12 protein-coding genes are annotated in these 14,316 nt (G+C 32.6%); 9 read left to right on the forward strand and 3 right to left on the reverse strand.

What is annotated here, in order from left to right:
* The first annotated feature begins 78 nt into the window (after positions 1 to 78).
* The 9 genes from WN975_RS19615 to WN975_RS19655 all read left to right on the forward strand — a co-directional run bounded on the left by WN975_RS19615 (position 79) and on the right by WN975_RS19655 (position 10,123).
* On the forward strand, positions 79 to 1,539 hold the full coding sequence (locus WN975_RS19615; RefSeq protein WP_337967960.1) for an oligosaccharide flippase family protein: 1,461 nt from the start codon (positions 79 to 81) through the stop codon (positions 1,537 to 1,539).
* Between the two features lie 28 nt (positions 1,540 to 1,567).
* On the forward strand, positions 1,568 to 2,002 hold the full coding sequence (dut, locus tag WN975_RS19620; protein WP_337967961.1) for a dUTP diphosphatase: 435 nt from the start codon (positions 1,568 to 1,570) through the stop codon (positions 2,000 to 2,002).
* A 319-nt stretch (positions 2,003 to 2,321) separates the two neighbouring features.
* Entirely contained in the window at positions 2,322 to 3,338 is a 1,017-nt protein-coding gene (locus WN975_RS19625) for a sugar phosphate nucleotidyltransferase (RefSeq protein WP_337967962.1), read from the forward strand.
* Between the two features lie 49 nt (positions 3,339 to 3,387).
* Positions 3,388 to 4,740: a tetratricopeptide repeat protein gene (locus tag WN975_RS19630; RefSeq protein ID WP_337967963.1), complete on the forward strand. Its 1,353-nt coding sequence runs from the start codon at positions 3,388 to 3,390 to the stop codon at positions 4,738 to 4,740.
* 15 nt (positions 4,741 to 4,755) lie between these two features.
* Complete coding sequence (locus WN975_RS19635; protein WP_337967964.1) at positions 4,756 to 5,541, forward strand: DUF4292 domain-containing protein; 786 nt, start codon at positions 4,756 to 4,758, stop codon at positions 5,539 to 5,541.
* A gap of 23 nt (positions 5,542 to 5,564) precedes the next feature.
* Positions 5,565 to 6,824, forward strand: a complete 1,260-nt coding sequence (locus tag WN975_RS19640) for a peptidoglycan DD-metalloendopeptidase family protein (RefSeq protein WP_337967965.1) — start codon at positions 5,565 to 5,567, stop codon at positions 6,822 to 6,824.
* A gap of 106 nt (positions 6,825 to 6,930) precedes the next feature.
* Positions 6,931 to 7,323, forward strand: a complete 393-nt coding sequence (rbfA, locus tag WN975_RS19645; RefSeq protein WP_121327908.1) for a 30S ribosome-binding factor RbfA — start codon at positions 6,931 to 6,933, stop codon at positions 7,321 to 7,323.
* A 1-nt stretch (position 7,324) separates the two neighbouring features.
* A complete protein-coding gene (locus tag WN975_RS19650; protein WP_337967966.1) occupies positions 7,325 to 8,524 on the forward strand; it encodes an FtsX-like permease family protein in 1,200 nt (399 codons plus the stop codon).
* Between the two features lie 171 nt (positions 8,525 to 8,695).
* Positions 8,696 to 10,123: an MATE family efflux transporter gene (locus WN975_RS19655; RefSeq protein WP_337967967.1), complete on the forward strand. Its 1,428-nt coding sequence runs from the start codon at positions 8,696 to 8,698 to the stop codon at positions 10,121 to 10,123.
* 88 nt (positions 10,124 to 10,211) lie between these two features.
* On the opposite strand, the gene dusB is transcribed toward WN975_RS19655, so the two are convergent.
* The 3 genes from dusB to WN975_RS19670 form a co-directional block, all read right to left on the reverse strand.
* Positions 10,212 to 11,204, reverse strand: coding sequence for a tRNA dihydrouridine synthase DusB (gene dusB, locus WN975_RS19660; RefSeq protein WP_099712751.1), 993 nt, complete (start codon positions 11,202 to 11,204; stop codon positions 10,212 to 10,214).
* A gap of 147 nt (positions 11,205 to 11,351) precedes the next feature.
* Positions 11,352 to 12,644, reverse strand: coding sequence for an AMP-binding protein (locus tag WN975_RS19665; RefSeq protein WP_337967968.1), 1,293 nt, complete (start codon positions 12,642 to 12,644; stop codon positions 11,352 to 11,354).
* Complete coding sequence (locus WN975_RS19670; RefSeq protein ID WP_337967969.1) at positions 12,641 to 14,308, reverse strand: C45 family peptidase; 1,668 nt, start codon at positions 14,306 to 14,308, stop codon at positions 12,641 to 12,643. Before WN975_RS19670 ends, WN975_RS19665 begins: the two co-directional genes overlap by 4 nt.
* Between the last annotated feature and the right edge of the window lie 8 nt (positions 14,309 to 14,316).

A 14,316-nucleotide genomic window follows, 5' to 3' on the forward strand; every position in this document is an offset into this window, starting at 1 on the left:
TTATTGAACCTATAAAATCAATATAAAACCAAAGAATTGGTTATTTTTGTTTTATAAATTTTTTTACACACATATATTTTGGGATTATATAAAAATCTATTCAAGCAAACTGCTATTTACGGATTAGCTACGGTTTTACCACGAATGCTAAGTTTTCTATTAGTTAGATTGTACACAGGTATTTTACCAACGGCAGAATACGGAGAAGTTTCGATCGTTTTGTCCTGGATGGTTTTCTTTAACGTGGTACTTTCTTATGGAATGGAAACCGCTTTTTTTAGATTTTACAGCAATGAAGAAGATAAGAAAAACGTAATTGCAACATCTACAATATCCATCTTTTGGTCGTCGATAATTTTCTTATTTGTAGCTTTAATTTTTAGAAACACACTAGCAAATCTTGCCGAAGTTGACGTACAATATGTTACCTATACCGTTTGGATTTTAGTTTTAGATGCTTTGGTTTTAATACCATTTTCTAAACTAAGAGCGAACCAAAGACCAATGGTTTATGCAGCGATTAAAATTGGGAATGTAATAATCAATCTATTATTGAATATTTTCTTCTTAATATATTTGCCTAAACTTGCGGCTTCAAATCCTAACTCAGTTTGGGATAATTTATATGTAGAGAATTTTCAAATCGCGTATATTTTCATTGCAAATCTTTTGGCGAGTTTGGCCACATTTATAGTGCTTTCGCCGAATTACCTTTCATTGGGAAGAAAATTTGATCCGGTTCTTTGGAAGAAAATGATGAAATATGGTTTGCCAATTCTGGTTGCTGGACTTGCATTTGCCGTTAACGAGCATTTTGATAAAATTCTTTTAGGATATTTACTTCCCGAAAATTTAGCAAAATCTGAAGTTGGAGCCTATTCAGCTTGTTATAAATTAGGATTGTTTATGGTGTTGTTTGCAACGGCTTTTAGATTAGGAATAGAACCTTTCTTTTTCAGTCATGCTAAAAATGAAAATGCGCCTCAGACTTATGCCGTAATTACAAAATACTTTGTTATTCTGGGATCACTAATTTTATTGGGAGTAATTGTTTTTGCAGACGTTTTAAAATATCTTTTGCTTGACAATAAATCATATTGGGAAGCGATGAAAGTTGTTCCATTAATTATTTTGGCAAACTTCTTTTTAGGAATTTATAACAATTTATCGGTTTGGTATAAACTAACCGATAAAACAAAAATTGGAGCATATATTTCGATTGTGGGCGCTATTGTAACATTGGTTTTAAATTATTTTTTGATTCCAAAATATAGTTATTATGGTTCAGCAATTGCAACTATTTCTGCTTACGGAAGTATGATGTTGATTTCTTATATTTTAGGAAACAAATATTATCCAATACCTTATGATATGAATAAGATTGGCGCTTATTTAGGAATTTCAATTGTGTTTTCGGCTATATCTTTTTATGGATTTAGAGAAAATTATTTTGTTGGAATTCCGTTATTTTTAGCCTTTATCTATTTTGTTTATCATAACGAAAAAGAGACAATTAAGGGAATTATGAATAGAAAGTAACAGTACTTTTTAAGTTGCAGAAATAAAAATGAAAATACAAATTATCAATAAATCACAGCACGCATTACCAAACTACGAAACAATTGCTTCGGCAGGAATGGATCTTCGTGCCAATTTAACTGAAGTTATTACGTTAAAACCATTAGAAAGAACAATAGTAAAAACCGGACTTTTTATTGAGTTGCCAATTGGTTATGAAGCACAAGTTCGACCAAGAAGCGGATTAGCAGCAAAAAGAGGTGTAACAGTTTTAAATTCTCCAGGAACTATTGATGCAGATTATAGAGGAGAAATAGGTGTAATTTTGGTAAATTTATCAAACGAAGAATTTGTAATCGAAAACGGAGAAAGAATTGCACAATTAATTATTGCCAAACACGAAAGAGCGGAGTGGATAGAAGTTGAAGAACTTACTGAAACATCAAGAGGCGAAGGCGGATTTGGAAGTACCGGAGTGAAATAGTTTTCAGTCGCAGTAATAAGTTTCTGTACTTTGCGAACTTAAAAATGAAATGAAAAACTTTGTAATCTTTGCGAAAAAACCTTTGCGAACTTTGCGGTTAAATAGTTTTCAGTCTTAGTTGCAGTCACAGTAATAAGTTTCTGTGCTTTGCGAACTTAAAAATGAAATGATAAAACTTAGCATTCTTTGCGAAAAATCTTTGCGAACTTTGCGGTAAAAATTTCAGCACAAGCAGAAAATAAATAACCGTCAAGGTTAAAAATTTAGAACCAAACTAAGAAGATTTTAGAAGATCTTCCCATAAAAAATAAATACAAAAATGAAAATAATCGTTCCAATGGCAGGTCGAGGATCAAGACTAAGGCCACATACTTTAACAGTTCCTAAACCATTAATTCCTGTTGCAGGAAAATCAATCGTTCATCGTTTAGTCGAAGATATTGCCAAAATATTGAAAGAACCTATCGAAGAAGTTGCTTTTATTTTGGGAGATCCAGCTTTTTTTGGAGATGATCTTGTAGAAAGTTTAGAGGAATTGGCAGGAAGTTTAGGCGCAAAAGCTTCGATTTATCGTCAGGATTTACCATTAGGAACAGGTCACGCGATTATGTGTGCCAAAGAATCTTTATCAGGACCAGCAGTAATTGCTTACGCAGATACTTTAATCAGAGCCGATTTTGAATTAGATCCAGAAGCTGATGCTGTAATCTGGGTAAAACAAGTGGAACAGCCTGAAGCCTTTGGAGTTGTTAAATTAAATGCTAATAATGAAATTATAGAATTGGTTGAAAAACCAAAAGAATTTGTTAGTGATTTAGCAGTTATCGGAATCTATTATTTTAAAGAAGTTGGAGATTTGAAAAAAGAACTTCAAGGCGTTTTGGATAATAATATTCAGAATGGTGGAGAATATCAAATCAATGACGGAATCAAAGCGATGATGGCAAACGGAAAAGTTTTTAAAACCGGAAGCGTTGACGAATGGATGGATTGCGGAAACAAAGATGTTACGGTTGAAACCAATTCAAGAATGTTAGGATTCTTGCATAATGATGGAGAACATTTAGTAGATTATGATGTAAAGCTGGATAATTCGACAATTATTCCGCCTTGTTATATTGGAGAAAATGTAGTGTTGAAAAACACAACTGTTGGACCAAATGTATCTATTGGAAAAGGTTGCCATGTTACAGACAGTGTTATCAAAAACAGTTTAGTTCAGACTTTTTCTCAAATAAAAAATGCAAATCTGGACAATGCAATGATTGGAAATCACGTTGTTTATGATGGGAAATTTACCAGTATAAGTATTGGCGATTATTCGGTTTTAGAATAAATTATAGTTTTAAATAGATTCGTTTTTGTTTAAATAATAAATATTAGAAATGATACAAAAAGGAGTTTTAGCAATTTTATTTTTCGTTTTGCTTAGCAATCCAACTTCAGTTATGGCTCAAACCGAACCGGAAGATATTGCTATGGTAACAGATGAATATCAAGACTCTTTTTATGAATCATTAAAACAAAAAGGAATTGAAAATTATGACAAAGCCATTATATCATTAGAGAAATGTATTAAACTGAAACCTAATGATGCTGTAGCTTATTTTGAATTAGGAAAAAATTATTTGTCTCTAAAACAATATGGAAGCGCTCAGACGGCTTTTGAAAAAGCCACTCAATTAGACCCAAAGAATAAATGGTATTGGTTAGGAATTTATGATGTAAGTTATGAAACCAAAAACTATCCTTTGGCAATTGAAACGATTCAGAAAATAATGGTTTTTGATGAAGAATATAAAGATGATTTGATTTCGTTGTATATGATTACCAATCAATATGACAAAGCACTTTTGGCGATTAATGAAATGAATGATAAATTCGGAAAATCAGAAGATCGTGATCGATATAAAATGCAGATTTTATCTCAGGGAAAATATCAAAATGCTGAAATCACGAATCTGATTGATCAAATAAAAAAGAACCCAAAAGAAGAATCGAATTATGTGAATCTGATTTTTCTATATTCAAAAGCAGAAGAAGCAGATAAAGCTGTAGAAGTTGCGAAACAATTGGCAAAGGAAATTCCAAATTCTGAATGGGGACAAGTAAGTTTGTTCAAAGGATATTTGGATTCAAATCAAGCCGACAAAGCAATTAAGGCGATGAATGTTATTTTATCAAGTTCAAAAATTGATACAAAAATTAAACATCGTACCTTAAATGAATTTTTAATTTATGTGAATAAAAATCCGCAATATGCACCGGATTTAGAAAAAGCAATATCTTATTTTGATAATGATCCAAATGTTGATGTTGCAAAAGAAATTGGAAAGTTTTATCATAGTAAAGGTCAATTTGAAAATGCAATTAAATATTATGAAAAAGATTTAAAAGCAAATTCAGATACAGATCGCGAAACCAATTTGCTTTTGCTTGAAGCTTATGTTCAGGCAAAACAATTTGAACCAATGACCAAAAGAGCCATGACTATGATTGAAGTTTATCCGAGTCAATCGCAATTTTATTATTATGCAGGTTTAGGAAACAATAAATTACAACAATTTAAGAACGCAAAAACCGTTCTGGAAATGGGGCTTGATTATGTTGTAGACGATAAAACGCTTGAAGCAAATTTTAATATTCAGCTTGGAGAAGCTTATAATGGTTTGGGAGACGCTAAGAAAAAAGAGGAATACTTTTTGAAGGCAAATGAATTATTGAAACAAAAAAAGTAAAAGGGAGGATTTTAAATGAAAAAATATATTGCAATATTAATAATGTCGGTTTTTGTGATTTCTTGTAAATCAAAAATGCCAGCGGTTCAAAATAATACTGGTAACACCGAAATTGTACCGGTAAAAGAAGATAAAAAAGTAGTAGAAAAACATTATAACAACAAGTTAGATTTTTCGACTTTATACATAAAAGCAAGTGCAAAATATGTTGACGAAAAACAAAGTCAAAATGTTTCGGCCGAAATCAAAATCGAGAAAGACAAACAGATTTTAATAAGCGTTCGTTTTCTGGGAATTACAATGGCAAAAGCTTTGATTACACCAACAACAGTAAGCTATTACGAAAAAATAAACAGTACTTATTACGAAGGTGATTTTACAAGTTTGAGCGAATGGTTAGGAACAGAATTGAATTATTCTAAAGTTCAGAATTTATTGGTTGGAGAAGCTTTAGACGATTTAAAAAAAGGAAAATATACGCAAACAATTGTAGAAAACCTTTTTCGTTTGGACGATGAAAAAGATGCCAAATTGAAAAAATCATTTTATATTGATTCTGAAAAATATTTGTTGCAAAAAGAAGAAATTTCACAACCTTCAGAAAACAGAATGTTGCAAATTAACTATTCTGACAGCAAAACTTTTAATCAGGGAACACTTCCAACAAGTATCGAAATTAACGCGCTTCAGCCAAAGGGAAGAACCAATATTAATTTAAATTATAACAATATTTCGTTTAATGAAGAACTTTCTTTCCCTTATAGCGTGCCTGGAGGTTATAAGAAAGTTATAATTAAGTAAATTTGCAAAAAGAAAATAGAAACATGCCAAAATTTCTCCTAAGCCTAATTTTTATTTGTGCCACAACTTTCATGTGGGCGCAAGATTCGCAACAAGAAAAACTGGAACAGCGTAAAGCTCAGATCCAGCAGGAAATTAGAGATAATGAAAAGATGTTGCAATCTGTAAAGAAACAAGAAAAGTCAGCGGTAAATGTCTTTATGATTCAGGCGAATAAAATTAAACTGAAAGAAAAACTGATTAATACTACAGCAAAACAAGAAAAACTTTTGAGCAATGATATGTATATTAACCAAGTTAAGGTTAATAAACTAAAAAAGGAATTGACGGTTTTGAAAGAAGATTACTCTAAGATGATTTTAAAATCATATAAAAGTAGATCTGAGCAAAGTAGAGCGATGTTTATTTTATCTTCAGAAAGTTTTTTGCAAGCTTATAAAAGAGCACAATATCTAAAACAATATACCAATTTCAGAAAAAATCAAGGATTAGAAATTCAATCTAAAACAAATGAATTAGTTGATTATAATGCGAGATTAAATGGACAAAGACAGGTTAAGAAAAAGATTATTGCTGAAAACGAAAAGGAGAAACAAAGTTTAGAAGTTGAAAAGAAAGAACAACAAAAACTAGTTAATTCGATTAAGAAAGATAAAGGTAAAATCCTTGCAGACATTAGAGCGAAACAAAGCGAGTCAAAAAGAATTGACAGACAAATTGATCGTTTAATTCGTGAGGCAATTGCCGAAGCAAATAGAAAAGCAGCTTTAGAAAGAGCAAAAGAAAATAATACAAGTACAACAGTAGCGGCAAAAGCTCCGGTTTCGTCATCAAAAATTGAATTAACACCGGAAAATAAAATTTTAGCTGCTGACTTTAAAGCAAACAGAGGAAGATTGCCTTGGCCGGTTGAAAAAGGATTTATTTCTCAAGGATTTGGAGATCAGCCGCATCCTTTGTATAATACAGTGACAATCCATAATAATGGAGTCGAAATTACAACAGAATCAGGATCGAGTGCAAGAGCAGTTTTTGCAGGTGAAGTAACCAGTGTAATTGTTTTATCACCAATTAATAAAATGGTAATTATTCAGCATGGAGATTATTTTTCTGTGTACCAGAATTTAAGTTCTGTAAGTGTAGACAAAGGAGATAAAGTTACTATTAAGCAAAATATTGGAAAAATTAGAACAAGTCCCGAGACAGGAAAAACAACGATGAAGTTTTGTATTTCGCAAAACTCAACATATGCAGATCCAAGAGGATGGATTCAAAACAGATAAAAAAAGGGAGCTTAATAAGCTCCTTTTTTTTTACTAAAAGTTATTTAATCCTATTGTTCATTTGAAAATTGTATTGATTGAAATTTAAAAATAGTATTTTTGCATTATGGAAACAAATAGACAGAAAAAAATAGGCGGTGTCATCCAAAAAGATTTGGTTGATATTTTGCAAGGTGAAGTGAGAAAAAACGGAATTAGTAATTTGGTAATTTCAGTATCCAAAGTTAGCGTAACTACAGATTTATCTGTGGCAACAGTGTATTTAAGCATTTTTCCTCAAGATAAAGCAAAAGAAACTTTAGAAGGTATAAAATCAAATTCAACCTTAATTAAACACGATTTATCTCAGCGCGTGCGTTTGCAATTGCGTCGTGTACCAAACTTGGTATTTTTTATCGATGACTCTTTAGACTACATCGAAAAAATCGACAACGCTTTATCAAACAGAGAAAACCCAATCGAAAATCGTGATCTTTTAGAAAAAAGAAGAAAATCATAAATTGAATTTCCCCCTTTACATAGCCAAACGTTACATTTTTAGCAGAAGTAAAAACAATGCTATAAATATTATTAATCGCATTGCCAGCATGGGAATTATTGTTGGCACAATGGCTTTGTTTGTGGTTTTATCAGTTTTTAGCGGACTAAAAGTATTTAGTCTTTCGTTCACGAATGAAATTGATCCGGATCTGAAAATCACCAGTACTTTAGGTAAATCTTTTCTGATTACACCAGATCAGGAAAGCCAGATAAAAAAAATCGATGGTGTTGTATCATACACTAAAATTATCGAAGAGCGAGTTTTATTTTTATTCAAAGACAAGCAAAAAGTAACCTACTTAAAAGGTGTTGATCGTAATTATCCTGTGGTTAACGATATCAGAAAAAAACTTTTTAACGGACAATGGTTAAAACCGGATACGTATCAAGTTGTGATTGGATATGGAATTTCGCGTGATTTTTCTCTTGGAATTCTTGATTTCGAAAATCCGTTGCAGATATTTGCTCCTAAACCAGGAAAAGGAAATATTGAAAATCCCGAAGAAGCATTCAATAAAACAGATGTTTTACCAGTTGGAATTTATTCTATCAGCGAAGATTTGGATTCGAAATATGTCTTTGCCGATTTGGGTTTAGCACAGGAATTATTGATGTACAAACCCAATCAAATTTCTGGAGTCGAATTTAATTTGAAAGATAACGCAAATGAAGCAGCGATTGATGCAAAACTTAAAGCAATCTTTCAAAATAAAATCACGATTAAAAACAGAGCACAGCTTAATGAGTCTTTGTATAAAATGCTCAATACCGAAAATATTGCCGTTTATCTGATTTTTACCTTAGTAATTATCGTGGCACTTTTTAACCTGATTGGCGCTTTAATAATGATGATTTTAGAGAAAAAAGGAAACCTAAAAACCCTTTTCAATCTCGGTACAGAAATTAATCATTTGAGAAAAATATTTTTACTTCAAGGAACTTTGTTAAGTGTTTTTGGTGGAATAATAGGACTTCTTCTGGGAATCATTTTAGTAGTATTGCAACAGAAATATGAGATGATTATGCTTACGCCAACTTTGGCATATCCGGTAGTTTTCACGCTCGAAAATGTTCTCATTGTTATGGGAACCATTGTTTCACTTGGTTTTGTTGCATCATTAATTGCCAGTAGCCGAGTAAGTAAAAAGCTGTTAGATTAGTATTTCTACTCAAAAAATATTACCTATATTTATCGTCTCAAAAATCTACAGCATATGATTGTTTCTGCCTAATCCTATCTTATTTTTTCAAATAATTAGGATACTTACGTTTATTTTCTTGAGTTCAGATTACTACATCTGGACTAATATTATCATTTATCCTAATATATCATGACAGAAACTACCATAAAGAAAAGTTTATTTTCTAAAATTTTTACCACATTAAAACAAGCAATCAAAGGAGATGAATCTTTTGATTATACAGTAGGAAGCATCAAAAAAGCAGTCATTCTATTAGCCATTCCAATGGTTTTAGAAATGATGATGGAATCGGTTTTTGCCTTAGTCGATCTGTATTTCGTTGGACATCTTGAGCACAGTAGTTTTGCGATACAAACCGTTGGATTAACCGAATCTGTGCTTGCAATTATATATTCATTGGCAATTGGAATGAGTATGGCAGCAACCGCAGTTGTAGCCAGACGAGTTGGAGAAAAAGATCCTCTCGCAGCTTCAAAAGCAGGAATGCAGGCTATTATTGTTGCTTTTGTTATAAATAGCATAATGAGCGTTTTTGGCGTTATATATGCCAAAGATATTCTGCTCTTTATGGGCGCATCTGCAGATGCTGCAGAACACGGTTACAGATTTACACAAATTATGATTGGTTCAAGTTTGTGTATTATGCTTTTATTTTTAATCAACGGAATATTTCGTGGTGCAGGAAATGCTGCAATTGCAATGAAAAGTCTTTGGCTAGCCAATATTTGCAATATTATTTTATGTCCGATATTGATTAACGGTTTTGGTCCAATTCCGGCTTTCGGATTAATTGGCGCAGCTTTAGCGACTACTTTAGGAAGAAGTCTTGGAGTATTGTATCAATTGTATCATTTGTTTTCAGGAAACGGAATTTTAAAAATTAAGATCTCTTATTTTATTCCAGATTTTAAACAAATAAAAGCATTAGTAAAAATTGCAGCTCCTGGAATTTTGCAATTTGTAATTGCATCTTGCAGTTGGATTTTTCTAGCGCAATTAGTTGCCACAACTGGCGGAGATCATGGTTCTGCTGGATATCAGACTGCACTTAGAATAATGATGTTTTTTATACTTCCGGCTTGGGGATTGAGTAATGCAGCAGCGACTTTAGTTGGGCAAAATTTAGGTGCAAAACAAATTGATCGTGCCGAAAAATCAGTTTACACAACAGCAAAATACAATGTCATTTTTATGGCAACCATTATGGTGATCACATTGTGTTTTGGTCAATATATAATTTCGTTTTTCACCAATGACGAAATGGTAAAAACCATCGCAGTCGAAGCGCTGCAAATTATGAGCATTGGATTTATATTCTACGGAATCGGAATGGTTTTAATTAATACATTCAATGGAGCAGGAGATACCTGGACACCAACCGGAATTAATTTCTTCGGTTTTTGGTTATTTCAAATTCCACTAGCATATGTGTTGGCAAAACATTTTAATATGGGCCCAACAGGTGTTTTCATCGCAATTCCAGTTGCCGAAACAGCTATAACTCTTGCGGGTATTTTCTTTTACAAAAGAGGAAAGTGGAAACGTATTCAAGTTTAATTTATAAAAAAAGACCTTCAAATTTTGAAGGTCTTTTTTGTATTAAGATCTTTGTCAAAGTTTCAAACTTTGACAAAGATTATGTTTTTTATACAAATTCATATCCCGCATAAACCTGTTCGATTTCTTTCATAATCGCAAACAAATTTTCAGGCTCATCAGTTGTAACTAATTTTTGTTTGTATTCTTTAAAAGAGTGAATTCCTTTGAAATAATTGGTATAGTGACGACGCATTTCAACAATTCCTAAACGTTCACCTTTCCATTCCATTGACCACATAAGGTGATTTCTGGCAGCTTCTACACGATCTGCAACAGTTGGAGCAGGTAAGTGTTCACCTGTTTTAAAATAATGCTTGATTTCGTTAAAAATCCAAGGGTAACCAATTGCGGCGCGACCAATCATGATTCCGTCAATACCGTATTCATTTTTATATTTTAATGCTTTTTCAGGGCTGTCGATATCGCCATTTCCAAAAATAGGCATTGTAATTCTAGGATTATTTTTTACACGTGCAATATGCGACCAATCGGCGTGACCTTTATACATTTGCGCACGAGTTCTGGCGTGAATTGTTAAAGCCTGAACACCAATATCCTGAAGTCTTTCAGCAACTTCATCAATGTTGATAGAACTTTCATCCCAACCCAAACGTGTTTTTACAGTTACAGGTAAATCCGTACTTCTAATAACAGCTTTCGTTAAACGAACCATCAAATCGACATCTTTCAAAACTCCGGCTCCGGCACCTTTACAAACTACTTTTTTTACCGGACATCCAAAGTTAATATCAACTAAATCAGGTTTTACAGTAGAAACAATTTTAGACGAAAGCGCCATTGCTTCTTCATCACCACCAAAAATCTGAATTCCAACCGGACGTTCGTAATCAAAAATATCCAACTTCATTCTACTTTTAATAGCATCACGAATCAATCCTTCTGACGAAATAAATTCAGAATACATCATGTCAGCGCCATGCGTTTTGCACAAACGGCGAAACGGTGGATCGCTCACATCTTCCATCGGAGCAAGTAATAAAGGAAATTCGGGTAATTCTATGTTGCCAATCTTGACCATCTTCAATATTTTTTGCAAAATTACAACTTTTAGTTCAATTTGTATCAAATTGAGGTTCAAAGGTTCAAAGTGACAAAGTTGCAAAGGTTTTACATTCAGATGCTAAACCTTTGTTTCTCTGAACCTTTGCAACTTTGTGCCTTGTTTTTACGAAACTCTGTAATCAAAAAAACGAATAGGTTTTCGACTCATCGGATTAAAAACTAAAGGATTTAAAGTTTCTTTTGAGGCGAATTCAATTCTTGGCGTAACTCTTAATTTGGCTCTAAAGTGGTCTTTGATTTCCTGTAAAAATTCAGGAGATTGATTTTTTACCGCAATCTTTATCACAATTTCATCTGTTCCCAAATCATTGGTAGAAATCTCTATAATATGATTTTCGATATTATCAAAACCACTCAAAACATCATTCATCGCAGGCGGATAAAGTGTTGTTCCTTTATATTTTATCATTTGTTTTTTACGGCCAATTACTGGACCAACACGCAAAGTATGTCGCCCGCAAGAACAAGGTTCGTTATGTAACTGAACAATATCTCCGGTTTTAAAACGCAATAATGGCATCGCTTCAATACCCAAAGTGGTAAAAGTCAATTCGCCAACTTCACCATTTTTTACAGGAATATTATTCTCATCCAGAACTTCAACAATAATCAATTCAGGATGATGATGGCCACCAATTCCGTGTTCACATTCTGTAAAAGCAGTACTCATTTCAGTAGAAGCATAAGTCGAAAACAACTTAATATTCCATTTTTCGGTGATTTTTTGAGATAAAGTATTCATCGAAAAATCTTGATTTCGCAAAGATTCTCCAATGCAAATTGCACCTTTTATGCTTGAATTATTATAATCGATTCCGTGTATTTCCGCGTATTCAATTAACTTTAAAAGAAAAGAAGGAACCGTAATTAAATAAGAAGGTTTGTATTTTAAAATAGAATCCCATTGCAATTCCGGAATTCCCGCACCAACACGAATTACACCAACTTTTAATTTTCGCAATCCTAGAAAATAGGCCAATCCAGCCATAAATTTTCGGTCGATTGTAGTCATTAATTGAACAACATCGCCTTCTGCAATTCCGGCGCAAGCAAAAGAAATAGCTTCATTATAAGCCAATCTATCCAAGTCAGAATCTGTTAAACCAAAAGTTACAGGATCGCCTAAAGTCCCTGAAGTCGAGGCGTAATCGATAATTTTATGTTGCGGAACACACAAAAAATCATCGTTATATTCTTGTAAATCTTCTTTTGTAGTTACCGGTAAATGTTGTAAATCTTCGAGAGTTTTAATTTTCGAAATATCAATATTTTGTCCTGCAAAAAGTCTTTTATAAAAAGGAGAATTTTGACTGATATAAGTTAAAAATTCTGCTAATTTTTGTTCCTGAAAAACTTTAATTTCTTCTAAAGAATTTTTTTCTATTGCTGGAATCATTGTAATTTTCTTTTGAGTTTTTTTAAATATTTTTCAATTTTTGCTTTGTCAGGAGCCGTGGTAATTTCTTTAGTAAATGCTTTTTCAAAATTAGTCTGAGCAAGCAGATATTCTTTTTTTTGATAAAAGTACAACCCTGCTTTGTAATACACAACCCAATAATCAGGGTTTAAGGATTGATAGTTCTGAATAAATTCAGGACTTATTGTTTCTTTCTTTTTCAGATACAAATCTATATTGTCATCTTCAATTCTAAATTTTTGATAGTTTGCATACGCAGTAGTTTTTAGAAAAGGATCTTTGGCAATGTTGAGATTTTCCTGTTGAAATGAAACTACAGGATTTGTTTTTCGTTCCTTAAAAATCGAATCCAGATTATAACAAACAAATTCACCTAATTGATATGGATTTGCCGAAACCCAAACCAATTTTTCTTCCGGTTTAAAGATAATTCCGTGATGCGCCATTAATTGATTTAATGCTTTTTCGTTGCCATAACCAAGTTTTATATCTTGTAAACCTTCTTTATTTCGGAGAATTTCAGAAGCAATTTTGGGATTGATTTTTGGGTTTTTTGTAAAAAGTTCTTCTATTCTTTCAAGTCTGTATTCAGAATGACTATTGGCAATTTGAAGCTGATTTCGTTTTTCATTTTTTAAATCTTCACCTTGAAAATGGTTCGAACAAATTAACTGATCGCTGTTTGGAACACCATAAACATCCATTTTATTAGGCGAAACTTCAATTAAAACAGCTTTATTATCGTGCGCACTTCCAACCATAATTGATTCTGACACAAAAACTTTTCTTTTTTTGGCGATTGCAATTGCTTCATCAATATTTTGAGCATGCTGTAAAATTTCGCGAGTCAAAATTGAAATCGGTGTTTTTGCAATTATCGGAATTTTAGATTTTGACGCATTAATGGTAACCGTCAAACCTTCCTGATTCATTCCCGAAACCGCACCAATCATTCCGGGCCAGGTAACCATCATAAATTTATGCCCTTCTTTTGGGTTTATAAACGCTACAATTTTATTTTCCGCGAAAGCGTCATTTACATAAAAATCGAAATTTCGTCCAAGAATTAAATTTCCATTTTCAGATTTTTCTCCCCAAGCTGCGAAAGAAGAACAGCCAACCAAAGCCAAATCTTGCAAAGCGTGACCAATATCATGTGCCGCGTGCAGGTACAAACTTCGCTGATATTGCGGTGCAATGTTGTCAAAATCATGAGACGTATATTGCGAAACACCATAAATTTCAGCTTGATATTCTTCGGTAACATTCGAATATAATTTTCGATTGTACCATTTTAGAAAATAACGAAGCATTTTTTGCTCAAATTTTGACGGAATTAAATCCTTTATTTTGGAGAAAAAGATCTGTTCTTGTTTTTTCAAAAGAGAATCTGACAAAGCACCAGTTGTTAATCCAATTTGCAGCGGATCGCCTTCAACATACAATTCCCAAAGACCTTGTTTATTTTTTAAAAGTGAATTTTTTCCGGAGATAAATAAGCTGTCAGATTGTTTTATTACGACAGGTTTTATAGTATCATAATTTGAAATATCAGGTAAATGATGCATTGATTTTGAAGTACCGCAAGAAGCGAGCATCAATAAAAAACCGATCAGGAGAGATAATTTTATTCGGTTTTTCATACGCACAT

The organism is uncultured Flavobacterium sp., assembly GCF_951805225.1.
Lineage (GTDB): Bacteria > Bacteroidota > Bacteroidia > Flavobacteriales > Flavobacteriaceae > Flavobacterium.

Coding starts and splice junctions, on each gene's coding strand:
- rbfA (WP_121327908.1), top strand. CDS start 6,931: ATGGAAACAAATAGACAGAAAAAAATAGGCGGTGTCATCCAAAAAGAT.
- WN975_RS19670 (WP_337967969.1), bottom strand. CDS start 14,308: ATGAAAAACCGAATAAAATTATCTCTCCTGATCGGTTTTTTATTGATG.
- dusB (WP_099712751.1), bottom strand. CDS start 11,204: ATGGTCAAGATTGGCAACATAGAATTACCCGAATTTCCTTTATTACTT.
- WN975_RS19630 (WP_337967963.1), top strand. CDS start 3,388: ATGATACAAAAAGGAGTTTTAGCAATTTTATTTTTCGTTTTGCTTAGC.
- WN975_RS19655 (WP_337967967.1), top strand. CDS start 8,696: ATGACAGAAACTACCATAAAGAAAAGTTTATTTTCTAAAATTTTTACC.
- WN975_RS19625 (WP_337967962.1), top strand. CDS start 2,322: ATGAAAATAATCGTTCCAATGGCAGGTCGAGGATCAAGACTAAGGCCA.
- WN975_RS19635 (WP_337967964.1), top strand. CDS start 4,756: ATGAAAAAATATATTGCAATATTAATAATGTCGGTTTTTGTGATTTCT.
- WN975_RS19665 (WP_337967968.1), bottom strand. CDS start 12,644: ATGATTCCAGCAATAGAAAAAAATTCTTTAGAAGAAATTAAAGTTTTT.
- dut (WP_337967961.1), top strand. CDS start 1,568: ATGAAAATACAAATTATCAATAAATCACAGCACGCATTACCAAACTAC.
- WN975_RS19640 (WP_337967965.1), top strand. CDS start 5,565: ATGCCAAAATTTCTCCTAAGCCTAATTTTTATTTGTGCCACAACTTTC.